This window comes from Marinobacter sp. JSM 1782161 (assembly GCF_011421605.1).
Classification (GTDB): domain Bacteria; phylum Pseudomonadota; class Gammaproteobacteria; order Pseudomonadales; family Oleiphilaceae; genus Marinobacter_A; species Marinobacter_A bohaiensis.
The window spans coordinates 993,837-1,005,479 of sequence record NZ_WSSA01000002.1 but is presented as its reverse complement, the minus strand read 5'-3'; the positions used below and the strand labels follow the sequence as shown (position 1 = coordinate 1,005,479).

Sequence of the window (11,643 nt, the reverse complement as noted above, 5' to 3'; positions counted from 1 at the left end):
GATGGCATCGATAGGGGAGTCGATTACACGATGATTCTGGCCTGGCTGATCCTGATCCCGATCCTGGGCGGCTTGCTGTGCTGGCAGGCGGACCGCTGGGGCGACAAGGCACCGCGCTGGATTGCCCTGGCCACGATGCTGCTGGTGCTGGTTACCACCCTGGTGTTGTGGTGGCATGGTGACTATCACCTGCCCAAGACCGGCACGCCGGAGGCGGTGCGCTGGGCGATCGAATGGCACGTGCTCTGGATCCCGCGGTTCGGCATCGACATCCATCTGGGGCTGGACGGCCTGTCCCTGATCCTGATCGCGCTGACCGGCCTGCTGGGGGCGCTGGCGGTGATCTGTTCGTGGAAGGAAATCGCCCACCGGGTGGGCTTCTTCCACCTCAACCTGCTGTTCATCCTGGCCGGGGTGGTGGGCGTGTTCCTGGCCATCGACCTGTTCCTGTTTTTCTGCTTCTGGGAAATGATGCTGGTGCCCATGTATTTCCTGATCGCGCTCTGGGGGCACAGCGGCTCGGCCGGCAAGACGCGCATCCGCACGGCCATCAAGTTCTTCATCTACACCCAGGCCAGCGGGTTGCTGATGCTGGTGGCGATCCTTGCGCTGGTGTTCATCCATTTCCGCCAGACCGGCACGTTTACTTTCAGCTACCTGGAGTTGCTGGGGACGCCCATGTCCGAATCCGTGGCGATGATCCTGATGCTGGGTTTCTTCATCGCCTTTGCCGTGAAGCTGCCGATCGTGCCGCTGCATGGCTGGCTGCCCGACGCCCACGCCCAGGCGCCGACGGCGGGCAGCGTGGATCTCGCGGGCATTCTGTTGAAGACCGCCGCCTACGGCATGCTGCGGTTCTGCATCCCGCTGTTCCCGGACGCGTCCCAGGCCTTCGCCCCGGTGGCCATGGCCCTGGGAGTGGTGGGCATCTTCTACGGCGCGGTGCTGGCCTGTGGTCAGCAGGACGTCAAACGGCTGATCGCCTACACCAGTATCTCCCACATGGGGTTCGTACTGATCGGTATCTACACCGGCAACGCCATCGCGCTGCAGGGTGTGGTGGTGCTAATGGTCGCTCATGCGTTCTCCGCCGCCGGGTTGTTCATCCTGAGCGGGCAGCTCTACGAGCGGGTGCATACCCGTGACCTGGGCCAGATGGGCGGCCTGTGGGGGCGCATCGGCAGTCTGCCGGCGTTCACCCTGTGTTTCGTGGCGGCGTCGTTGGGCATGCCGGGCACCGCCAACTTCGTCGGCGAATTCATGGTGCTGTTTGGCACCTTCCCGGTAGCGCCGGTGATCACGGTGCTGGCCAGCGTGGGCATGGTGTTGGCGGTGATCTATTCCCTGCTAATCATGCAGCGGGTGCATTTCGGGCCGGCAAAGGCGAGCGATCCCTTGGCCGGACTTGATCGCCGGGAGTACAGCATGATGCTGGTGCTGGTGGCGTTAGTGGTTTTCTTCGGGCTTTATCCGCAGAGCTTGCTGGATGCCTCCGCACCGGTGATGGAGGAAGTCCGGGCCCTGTTTGCCAGCGGCTCGGCCGGGGTGGCGGCTGATGCGCTGACGGAGGTGTGGTGATGCTGGGGCGAGCCGATATCATGGCGCTGACGCCGGTTATCCTGGTCAGCGCAACCGCCGTCGTGGTGATGCTGGGGATCGCCTGGCAGCGACTGCATGCGGTGACGGTGCTGGTGTCGGCGCTGGGGTTGAACCTGGCGTTATTGTCGCTGTTGCTGGTCGGCTCCCTGGGACCGACCACGACCCCTCTGCTGGTGTTCGACGGCGTCACTCTGCTGGGTATGCTGCTGGTGTTGGTCTCGTCTTTGGCGTGCGTCACTTTCTGCCACGCCTATCTGGAAGGCTATCCCGGGCCGCGTGAGGAGTTTTACCTGCTGCTGCTGTGCGCGGCGGCGGGCGGCATGATCCTGACGGCGGCCAATCACCTGGCGACGCTGTTCTTCGGGCTGGAGCTGCTGTCCATGCCGATCTACGGCATGCTGGCCTACACGTTCCGCGATCGTCTCTCGCTGGAAGCGGGGATCAAGTACCTGGTGCTGTCGGCGGCCGGGACGTCGTTCCTGCTGTTTGGCATGGCGCTGCTCTACGCCCAGACCGGTCAGCTCGCCATCGACGGCATCGTCGCGGCCATGGCGACGGGCAATGGGCCCTGGGCGCTGGCCGGTGTTGGTTTCGTGCTGGTGGGGCTGGGTTTCAAGCTGTCAGTGATTCCGTTTCACCTGTGGACGCCCGATGTCTATCAGGGCGGCCCCAGTCCGGCGGTGACGTTTCTCGCCACGGCCAGCAAGGCAGCGGCGTTCATCGTGCTGCTGCGGGTGGTGGTCGCGATTCCCGCCTTCCACGGCACCGAGGCGCACGACCTGCTTGCCGGCCTGGCGCTACTGACCATGCTGGCCGGTAACCTGCTGGCGCTGATGCAGGCCAACTTCAAGCGGCTGCTGGGCTACTCCTCGATCGCGCATTTCGGCTACCTGCTGGTGGCGCTGGTCGTCGCCGACGGCCTGGCGGTGGAGACCAGCGGCATCTATCTGGTGACGTATCTGGTGACCACGCTGGCGGCTTTCGGTGTCGTAACGCTGCTGTCCAGCCCGTATAGCGGTGAGGACGCGTCGGCCCTGCATCATTATCGCGGTCTGTTCTGGCGCCGGCCCTATCTCGCGGCGGTGTTGACGGTGTCCTTGCTGTCGCTGGCGGGGATTCCATTCACCGCGGGTTTCATCGGCAAGTTCTATATCCTCGCCCTGGGAGTGGAAGCTCAGCGGTGGTGGCTGGTGGGCGGTATCGTGGTCGGCAGCGCCATTGGTTTGTTCTATTACCTGCGGGTGATGGTCACGCTGTACCTGGTCGAGCCGGGCATGAGCCGCCGGGACGCGCCCAACGACTGGGGCCTTCGCGCCGGCGGACTGGTGGTGTTGGGTCTGGCGGGGCTGACCATCCTGCTGGGCGTGTATCCAGCGCCGGTGGTGCGCTGGATGTCGATGTTGTCTTTGTCGGGATAACGCGATGGCGGCTCAGGTATGTCAATGATAACGATCCTTGATGCGCGCGCTGCCCGTCCTCAGGTCTTGAGGTGTTGGCTCGTCTGACCCGTTTTACACCCAGGGCCGATGCTGCTCCAATTTCGAGCACTCCGGATTGTCGGGTGCAGCCTTTTCATCTGACTGAGTGTCGTTTCACCTGACGTCGTACCGGTTCGGCCGACATTCGAATGCACTGCATTAGAGTGGAGGAGAACCCGCCATGACATCTGAAAACGATTCGTTTCCATCACGCCTGCGGGAGAAGCAGGCGCCGTTTGTGCGTACAGACCCCATCGTTCATGCACGCAACCAATGGCGCTGGGATGGCCCACTGGATGAAGTCGCACTGTCTCGCTACGAGCGGGATGGGTTTCTCTGGTTTAGCGGGTTCTTTTCGCAGGAGCGGATGGCCCCGTTTTTCGACGAGCTGAAAACCATGGCGGAAGACCGGCACTTGATGGAGTCGGAACAAGTGATTGCCGATCCCAACACCGGTGACATCCGGTCGGTATTCGGTATGCATCGTCTGTCCGAACACTTTGACCGGTTGACCCGGGACCCCCGGATTCTGGGGATGGTGCGTCAGCTATTGGGGAGTGAGGTGTATATCCACCAGTCCAGGATCAATGACAAGTTCGGTTTCCAGGGCAGTGGCTTTGACTGGCACTCGGATTTCGAGACCTGGCACTCGGAGGATGGCATGCCGCGTATGCGGGCGGTCAGTGCGTCGCTGATGCTGACGGACAATAACGAGTTTAACGGGCCGCTGATGTTGATACCTGGCTCACACCACTGGTTCGTACCCTGCGTCGGTGAAACGCCCGACATGAACTGGACGGATTCGCTCAAGGCGCAGCGCCTGGGTGTGCCCGACCGGGAAGCACTGGCCAATCTGGCGGAACGCGGTGGTATCCAGGCGCCGAAAGGGCCTGCAGGATCGCTGTTACTGTTCGAATGCAACACGTTGCACGCGTCTAACGAGAACATGTCGCCCTGGCCGCGTTCGAACCTGTTCTTTGTCTATAACAGCATCGACAACACATTGCAGGAACCTTTCGCTGGGCCCCGGGCCCGACCGGAATTCCTGGGCGCAAGGGAGCTTTGCGAGCCGTTGACCATGTACGACGATTTTCCGGAACTGGCCAATCAAGGCGTTGGCCCGCTCCACTAGTTTTAAGGGAGCCTTGTACTCTGCCCGATTAATTCGCCGAGCTATTGGGCATCGACGGCGTTGAGGCAGCAGGCTTTGTACTTGCGGCCACTGCCACACGGGCAGCGGTCGTTGCGGCCTGGTTTGAGCACGCCCTGTTGCGGATTCCCCGACAGGTAATACCAGCGTCCGTCTTCGACTACGAAATCCGATTTCTCCTCGAGGTATCCCCACTGGCCGGACTCGCGGTAGATGGCCCGGAAGTGGACCTGGCCGCGATCACCGTCGCTGGTGCTGGACAGCACGGTCAGACCGGTCCATTGGGGCGTGTCGCCGCGATCGAGTGAGGCGGGGCGGGTCGATGGATGCCAGCTTTGCCGCAGGTAGTCGGTCAGCCCGAGCACGAAGGCCGAATAGCGCGAGCGCATAAGGGCCTCCGGAGACGGCGCGGGCGTTCCCGAATGGGCCGGTGAACAGCACGTGCCGTAAGGCTGGCCGGTGCCGCAGGGGCAGGGGGCTTGCGGGTCCATGGTTCGTTTCCTTCTTTTCTTTCGGTAGAAACAAAAAACGCCAGCTCGGGGAGCTGGCGTTTTCCGGGGCCTGGGCCCATGGAGCTATCCGTTCAGGCTCAAGCCACGGTGGCTTCGGCGGCCTTCTTGGTGTAGTTCTCCATCTGGTCGAAGTTGAGATAGCGATAGATCTCTTTCGACATGCTGTTCAGGTCCTTGGCGTACTCCATGTATTCCTCCGGAGAGGGGAGTTTGCCCAGTACCGCACCCACCGCGGCCAGCTCGGCGGAGGTCAGGTACACGTTGGCACCATCACCGAGGCGGTTCGGGAAGTTACGGGTGGACGTGGACAGGACCGTGGACTTCGGTGCGACCCGCGCTTGGTTACCCATGCACAGGGAGCAGCCCGGCATCTCGGTGCGCACACCGGCGGTGCCGTAGGTGTTGAAGTAGCCTTCTTCCATCAGCTGCTCCTGGTCCATCTTGGTCGGCGGAGACATCCACAGACGGGTGCTCAGGGCGCCCTTGTGTTGCTCCAGCAGCTTACCGGCGGCCCGGAAGTGACCGATGTTGGTCATGCAGGAACCGATGAACACTTCGTCCACCTTGTCGCCGGCGACGTCGGACAGCACCTTGGCGTCGTCCGGGTCGTTCGGGCAGCAGACGATCGGCTCCTTGATGTCGGCCAGGTCGATCTCGATGACGTGAGAGTACTCGGCGTCCTTGTCGGCACGCATCAGGCTCGGGTTGGCCAGCCACTCTTCCATCTTCTGGGCACGACGCTCCAGGGTCCGCGGATCGCCGTAACCTTCGGCAATCATCCAGCGCAGCATGACGATGTTGGAGCGCAGGTACTCGGCCACGGAGTCTTCGGACAGGTTGATGGTACAACCGGCCGCGGAACGCTCGGCGGAGGCGTCAGACAGCTCGAACGCCTGCTCAACGGTCAGGTGCTCCAGACCTTCGATCTCCAGGATACGACCGGAGAACTCGTTGATCTTGCCTTTCTTCTCGACGGTCAGCATGCCTTGCTTGATGCCGTAGAGCGGAATGGCGTGGACCAGGTCACGCAGAGTGATGCCCGGCTGCATTTCGCCCTTGAAACGCACCAGAACGGATTCCGGCATGTCCAGCGGCATCACGCCGGTGGCCGCGGCAAACGCTACCAGGCCGGAACCGGCCGGGAAGGAGATGCCCATCGGGAAACGGGTGTGGGAGTCACCACCGGTGCCGACGGTGTCCGGCAGCAGCATGCGGTTCAGCCAGGAGTGGATGATGCCGTCACCCGGACGCAGGGCGACACCGCCACGGGTCTGGATGAAGTCCGGCATGGTGTGCTGCATTTCCACGTCGACCGGCTTCGGATAGGCCGCGGTGTGACAGAAGGACTGCATGACCAGGTCAGACTGGAAGCCCAGGCAGGCCAGGTCTTTCAGCTCGTCCCGGGTCATCGGACCCGTGGTGTCCTGGGAGCCGACGGTGGTCATTTCCGGCTCGCAGTAGGTGCCCGGACGGACGCCTTTGCCTTCTTCCAGGCCGCAGGCCTTGCCGACCATCTTCTGGGCCAGGGTGAAGCCCTTGGTGCCGGCTTCCGGATCTTTCGGCAGACGGAAGGTGTCCGTAGCGCCCAGCCCCAGTGCTTCGCGGGCCTTGTTGGTCAGACCGCGACCGATGATCAGCGGGATACGACCGCCGGCCTGAACTTCGTCCAGGATCACTTCGGACTTGAATCCGAATTCGGAGATGGTCTCACCGGCTTCGTTCAGGATCTTGCCTTCGTACGGGCGGATGTCGATGACGTCGCCCATGTTCATGTCGTCGACCGGAGCCTCGAAAACCAGGGCGCCGGCGTCTTCCATGGTGTTGAAGAAGATCGGAGCGACCTTGTTACCGATACAGACACCACCGGCGCGCTTGTTCGGCACGCCCGGGATGTCTTCGCCGAAGTACCACAGTACCGAGTTGGTACCGGACTTACGGGAGGAACCGGTGCCCACGACGTCGCCGACGAAGGCAACCGGCAGGCCTTTGGACTGGATGTCCTCGATCTGCTTGATCGGGCCGGTCACGCCGGGCTCTTCCGGGGTCAGGCCGTCACGCTCCATCTTGTACATGGCGCGGGCGTGCAGCGGGATGTCCGGGCGGGACCAGGCATCCGGGGCCGGGGACAGGTCATCGGTGTTGGTTTCACCGGTCACCTTGAACACGACCATCTTGATGCTTTCAGGTACTTTCTTCTTGCTGGTGAACCACTCGGCGTTGGCCCAGGATTCGATGACGGACTTGGCCACGGCGTTGCCGGCGTCCATCCGGTCCTTCACGTCGTTGAACGCGTCGAACATCAGCAGGGTTTTCTTCAGCTTCTCACCGGCCAGTTCGGCCAGGTCCGCGTTGTCCAGCAACTCGACCAGTGTGGCGATGTTGTAGCCACCCTGCATCATGCCCAGCAGCTCGACGGCCTTTTCCTTGCTCAGCAGCGGGGAAGAGGCTTCGTCTTTGACGATGGCCGTCAGGAAAGCGGCCTTGACGTAGGCGGCTTCGTCCACGCCCGGCGGAATGCGGTTTTCCAGCAGGTAAACCAGCGTTTCTTCCTCGCCGGCGGGCGGGTTTTTCAGGAGTTCAACCAGAGCAGCAGTCTGCTCGGCATTCAGAGGCTTGGGAGGAATGCCCAGCGCCGCGCGTTCTTCAACGTGTTTGCGATACTCTTCTAACACGGTAAGACCCTCATCAGTTGGATGCCCTGCCGGGCGACAAGGAGGCACTGAATAAATAGATTACGCTCTCTCCAAAAGCCCGCGCGGCGCTGAAGAAAGGGACAAGTTACTTATTCAGTGGCTCCTGTATCGAGCAGGGATTATTGGTGATTAGGGAATCATCATTGGTTCCCCGGGCTCGGTTCCGGCCGGGAATTCTAGCGGAAATCCCTCATAAAGTTAAGATGGCCCGTGCGCGGCAGGTCATCCAGACCCGAAAGGCCATTTGTGTATAATGCGCCGCGAAATCGCTGGAGTACCCGAATTCATGCAAGCTGCCCTCGACGAGATCCATCAATTCCTGCCCTGTCGCACGCCCGATCAGTGGATCGCTGACGCCCTGGACAACCCGGAGCTGATGCTGATCGATCACGCCCATTGCGAAAAGAAGGCCGCGTCGACGGCGCTGAGTCTCATGTACCGCTACGTCGACAACACCGACCTGCTCAATAAGATGTCCCGGCTGGCGCGGGAAGAGCTGCGGCACTTCGAGCAGGTGCTGGCGATCATGAAGAAACGCGGGGTGACCTACGACCACCTGACCCCGGCGCGCTATGCCGCGGGGTTGCGCAAGGAAGTGCGTTCCGAGGATCCGGGGCGTCTGGTGGACGTGCTGATCGTTGGCGCCATCATCGAGGCGCGCTCCTGCGAGCGATTTGCCGCGCTGGCGCCCCATCTGGACGAGCGTTTGTCCGAGTTCTACTCCAGCCTGCTCAAATCCGAGGCACGTCACTACCAGGATTACCTGAAGTTGGCCGCCCAGGCGGCGGGCGGGCCCATCGATGATCGCGTGGCCACCTTTCTGGCCATTGAGAAAGACCTGATTGAACAGCCGGATACCGAGTTCCGCTTTCACAGCGGTCCGGTGGGCGGCGCCTGAGAACGTTTAAGCGTTCCAATGACCTTTATAGGAATATTTTTCGGCGTCTACAACGCACGGCAGAGCTCGATCCAGCGGCCGATGCCGGCACTGCGGTATTTCTGCCGGTGCAGGATGAAGTAGAACTGGCGGTCGAACTTGCGGTAGTCGGGCACCGCCAAGGGGATCAGGCTGCCACGCCGGAAGGCGTCGGCCAGGCAGACACGGGACAGGCAGCCGATGCCCAGGTTGGCCTCCACCGCGCGCTTGATGGCCTCGGTGTGTTCGAGCTCCAGCAGGATGTTCAGGTCGGGCAGGATGCCGTGCATGCCCCGCTCGAAGGTTTGCCGCGTGCCGGAGCCCGGTTCGCGCATGATCCAGGTGGCATCAACCAGCTCGCGGTCGCTGAGATTGGGGGATTGGGCCAGCGGATGATCCGGCGAGCAGAACACCACCAGCTCGTCCGGTCGCCAGGGAATGACTTCCAGCTCGTCCGATTGCAGCTCCCCTTCGATCAGCCCGATGTCCAGTTCGAAATCCCGGACCCGACGCGCCACGGTGCTGGTGTTCGCCACTTCCAGGGACACTTTGGCGTGGGGCTGCGCTTTCATGTAGCGGGCCATCACGCCGACGGCCAGGTAGTTGCCGATGGTCAGGGTGGCGCCCACCTTGAGGGCGCCCACCTCGGTATGCCGGTTGAGCGAGAGTTCCAGTTCCCGCGCCTGGGACAGCAGGGCTTCCACCTGGGGGCGGAACAGGCGTCCGAGCTCATTGAGCTGTAAGCGTTTACCGATACGATCAAACAGCTGGATCTCGAACTGCGACTCCAATTCCTTGAGCGCGCTGCTGGCCGCGGACTGGGACATGGCCAGGGATTCCGCGGCCCGCGTGATGTTCTGGGTGTTGGCGGCGGCCAGAAAAACCTCGAGTTGTCGGAAGGTGTAGCGCATTATCGATTAATCCGAATAAGGTTATGAAAATATCCCATTTTGTCGATAGGTTACGCCTGAGGTAAGCTGTGCTCAACTTTAGGCCTCGGCTGAACGTTCAGCCTGAGCAAACACCTAACCCAGAATTTGCTGCTTCGGGAAAGAGATCGTTATGAGCAATATGAATCGTGAGACGGTTACCAGCGTCCGCCATTGGAACGACACACTGTTCAGCTTTACGACCAGTCGGGATCCCGGTTTCCGCTTCAAGAACGGTCACTTCATCATGATCGGTCTGGAGCAGGAAGGTAAGCCGCTGATGCGCGCCTACAGCATCGCCAGCGCCAACTATGAAGAAGAGCTGGAGTTCTTCTCCATCAAGGTGCCCGATGGCCCGCTGACCTCCAAGCTGCAGAAAATCGAGGTGGGTGATGAGATCCTGGTCAGCCGCAAGCCGACCGGCACACTGGTGGTGGATCACTTGCTGCCGGGTCGTAACCTGTATCTGATCAGCACCGGCACCGGCCTGGCGCCGTTCCTGAGCATCATCAAGGATCCGGAAGTCTACGAGCGCTTCGATAAGGTCATCGTGACCCACGGCGTGCGCTACGTCTCGGAGCTGGCCTACCAGGACGAGATCAGCAGCCTGCCGGACAACGAATACTTCGGCGAAATGGTGCAGGGCAAGCTGCTTTATTACCCGACGGTCACCCGCGAAGACTTCCGCAACCAGGGGCGTCTGACGGACCTGATGGAAAGCGGCAAGCTCATGTCCGATCTGGGTCTGCCGGCCTTCAACAAGGAAGACGACCGCTTCATGATCTGCGGCAGCCCGAGCATGCTCAAAGACACCTGCGCCATCCTGGATGCCCAGGGCTTCGAGGAAGCGCGCCAGGGTGATCTTGGTCACTACGTTATCGAGCGTGCTTTCGTCGAGCGTTAATTTGCCGATCGCATGCCTGTTGCCGGGATGAACCGGCGACCAAAAAAGGGACCCTGGCGGTCCCTTTTTTGTGTCTGGTGTCCCTGAGAGATCGACGCGATTAGCGGAACGCTTCTTTCTTCAGTTCCGGCGCCTGATCGGCGCTGACCTCGATCCACCAGACGTGGCTGTCCCAGTCACCCAGTACATAGCGCTTGGCCGGCTGGCCACTGGCCTGCAGGTCATGAATCGCCGGGCGGTGGGTGTGGCCATGGATCAGGCGCTGCACGCCGTGCTCCTCCATGACGCGGACCACTTCGTCCGGCGTGACATCCATGATGTCTTCCTTCTTGCCCTGGTTTTTGGCCATGCTCATCTCGCGCAGTTGGCGGGCGACCAGTTGCCGGTCTTCCAGCGGGCGCTGCAGGAACATGGCCTGCCACTGCCGGTTGCGCATGTTGGCGCGGAACTTCTGGTATTCCACGTCCGCGGTGCAGAGGCTGTCGCCATGCATCAGTAGGGTGGGGGTGCCGTAGAGGTCCACCACCGTCGGATCGTCCAGCAGGGTGCCGCCGACCCGGTCGCAGTAGTCCTCGCCGATCAGGAAGTCCCGGTTGCCGTGCATCAGGAACAGCTTGACGCCGGCGTCGGTCACCTCGCGCAGCGCGCCGGCGACTTCTTCCTGCAGCGGTGTCCGCTCGTCGTCACCGATCCAGGCCTCGAAGAAATCCCCGAGAATGTAGAGGGTTTCGGCGTGGATGGCCCTGTCTTTCAGGAAGCCGAGGAAGGCGTCGGTGATGTCCCGACGCTCTTCTTCCAGGTGCAGGTCTGAAATGAATAGCGTGGTCACGCTGCGTCTCCGTCCTCCAGGACCTGGGCGGATTCGATGACCACGTCTTCGGCCGGAACGTCCTGGTGTCCCTGGCGCATGGTGGTGCGCACGGCGCGGATGCTGTTTACGGTCTCCATGCCTTCGACGACTTTTCCGAACACGCAGTAGCCCCAGCCTTCGGCGGTTTCCGCGGTGTGGTCGAGGAAGCCGTTGTTCTCCACGTTGATGAAGAACTGTGCGGTGGCGGAATGGGGATCCATGGTGCGGGCCATGGAGACGGCGCCGATCATGTTGCTCAGGCCATTGTTGGCTTCGTTGCGAATTGAGTCGCGGGTCTTGCGGGGAATCATGCCCGGTTCGAAGCCGCCGCCCTGAACCATGAAGTTGCCGATCACACGGTGAAAGATCAGGCCGTCGTAAAAGCCGTCGCGAACGTACTGTTCGAAGTTCGCCGCGGTGTTGGGGGCCTTGTCGTGGTCCAGTTCAATCTTGATGTCACCGTGGTTGGTTTTCAGCAGAATCATCGGGATTTCCTGTATATAGCGGTCAGTCATGTGGTGCACCCGGGCGCATTGGGCGTCCCGCACCGGATTGTCATTTTAACTTAAGGCAAATTGTACGCGAGCATGGCGGCGGATGCATGAGATGCAG

Annotated in this window: 10 protein-coding genes; 5 read left to right on the top strand and 5 right to left on the bottom strand. The window is 61.6% G+C overall.

The window, feature by feature from the left end; all coding sequences use genetic code 11:
- The first annotated feature begins 30 nt into the window (after positions 1-30).
- The 3 genes from nuoM (at position 31) to thpD (ending at position 4,209) form a co-directional block, all read left to right on the top strand.
- On the top strand, positions 31-1,578 hold the full coding sequence (gene nuoM / locus GQB00_RS04390) for an NADH-quinone oxidoreductase subunit M (RefSeq protein ID WP_165855335.1): 1,548 nt from the start codon (positions 31-33) through the stop codon (positions 1,576-1,578).
- Positions 1,578-3,017 carry an NADH-quinone oxidoreductase subunit NuoN gene (gene nuoN, locus GQB00_RS04385; protein WP_165855334.1) on the top strand — a complete coding sequence of 480 codons (1,440 nt, stop codon included), beginning with the start codon at positions 1,578-1,580 and terminating at the stop codon, positions 3,015-3,017. The genes nuoM and nuoN overlap by 1 nt, the downstream gene beginning before the upstream one ends.
- Positions 3,018-3,258: 241 nt before the next feature.
- Complete coding sequence (thpD, locus tag GQB00_RS04380) at positions 3,259-4,209, top strand: ectoine hydroxylase (RefSeq protein ID WP_165855333.1); 951 nt, start codon at positions 3,259-3,261, stop codon at positions 4,207-4,209.
- Positions 4,210-4,250: 41 nt separating this feature from the next.
- Here the strand turns inward: thpD and GQB00_RS04375 are convergent, their stop codons facing one another.
- A complete protein-coding gene (locus GQB00_RS04375; RefSeq protein ID WP_228276665.1) occupies positions 4,251-4,718 on the bottom strand; it encodes a YchJ family protein in 468 nt (155 codons plus the stop codon).
- A gap of 98 nt (positions 4,719-4,816) precedes the next feature.
- Positions 4,817-7,411 (bottom strand): bifunctional aconitate hydratase 2/2-methylisocitrate dehydratase, encoded by a 2,595-nt coding sequence (locus GQB00_RS04370; protein ID WP_111495884.1) that lies wholly within the window; start codon positions 7,409-7,411, stop codon positions 4,817-4,819.
- A gap of 307 nt (positions 7,412-7,718) precedes the next feature.
- Here GQB00_RS04370 and GQB00_RS04365 point away from each other — a divergent pair, with 307 nt between their 5' ends.
- Positions 7,719-8,330, top strand: a complete 612-nt coding sequence (locus GQB00_RS04365; protein ID WP_111495885.1) for a tRNA-(ms[2]io[6]A)-hydroxylase — start codon at positions 7,719-7,721, stop codon at positions 8,328-8,330.
- 47 nt (positions 8,331-8,377) lie between these two features.
- Here the strand turns inward: GQB00_RS04365 and GQB00_RS04360 are convergent, their stop codons facing one another.
- On the bottom strand, positions 8,378-9,259 hold the full coding sequence (locus GQB00_RS04360) for a LysR family transcriptional regulator (protein ID WP_111495886.1): 882 nt from the start codon (positions 9,257-9,259) through the stop codon (positions 8,378-8,380).
- Positions 9,260-9,410: 151 nt separating this feature from the next.
- Here GQB00_RS04360 and GQB00_RS04355 point away from each other — a divergent pair, with 151 nt between their 5' ends.
- On the top strand, positions 9,411-10,181 hold the full coding sequence (locus GQB00_RS04355) for a ferredoxin--NADP reductase (protein WP_111495887.1): 771 nt from the start codon (positions 9,411-9,413) through the stop codon (positions 10,179-10,181).
- Between the two features lie 100 nt (positions 10,182-10,281).
- Here GQB00_RS04355 and GQB00_RS04350 read toward each other — a convergent pair whose 3' ends face one another.
- Together GQB00_RS04350 and GQB00_RS04345 are read right to left on the bottom strand one after the other, a co-directional pair.
- Positions 10,282-11,010: a UDP-2,3-diacylglucosamine diphosphatase gene (locus GQB00_RS04350; protein WP_165855332.1), complete on the bottom strand. Its 729-nt coding sequence runs from the start codon at positions 11,008-11,010 to the stop codon at positions 10,282-10,284.
- Positions 11,007-11,516 (bottom strand): peptidylprolyl isomerase, encoded by a 510-nt coding sequence (locus GQB00_RS04345; protein ID WP_165855331.1) that lies wholly within the window; start codon positions 11,514-11,516, stop codon positions 11,007-11,009. The genes GQB00_RS04350 and GQB00_RS04345 overlap by 4 nt, the downstream gene beginning before the upstream one ends.
- Between the last annotated feature and the right edge of the window lie 127 nt (positions 11,517-11,643).

Bases quoted from the DNA above. Each gene is read 5' to 3' on its own strand.
- nuoM (WP_165855335.1), top strand. From the start codon at position 31: ATGATTCTGGCCTGGCTGATCCTGATCCCGATCCTGGGCGGCTTGCTG.
- nuoN (WP_165855334.1), top strand. From the start codon at position 1,578: ATGCTGGGGCGAGCCGATATCATGGCGCTGACGCCGGTTATCCTGGTC.
- thpD (WP_165855333.1), top strand. From the start codon at position 3,259: ATGACATCTGAAAACGATTCGTTTCCATCACGCCTGCGGGAGAAGCAG.
- GQB00_RS04375 (WP_228276665.1), bottom strand. From the start codon at position 4,718: ATGGACCCGCAAGCCCCCTGCCCCTGCGGCACCGGCCAGCCTTACGGC.
- GQB00_RS04365 (WP_111495885.1), top strand. From the start codon at position 7,719: ATGCAAGCTGCCCTCGACGAGATCCATCAATTCCTGCCCTGTCGCACG.
- GQB00_RS04360 (WP_111495886.1), bottom strand. From the start codon at position 9,259: ATGCGCTACACCTTCCGACAACTCGAGGTTTTTCTGGCCGCCGCCAAC.
- GQB00_RS04355 (WP_111495887.1), top strand. From the start codon at position 9,411: ATGAGCAATATGAATCGTGAGACGGTTACCAGCGTCCGCCATTGGAAC.
- GQB00_RS04345 (WP_165855331.1), bottom strand. From the start codon at position 11,516: ATGATTCTGCTGAAAACCAACCACGGTGACATCAAGATTGAACTGGAC.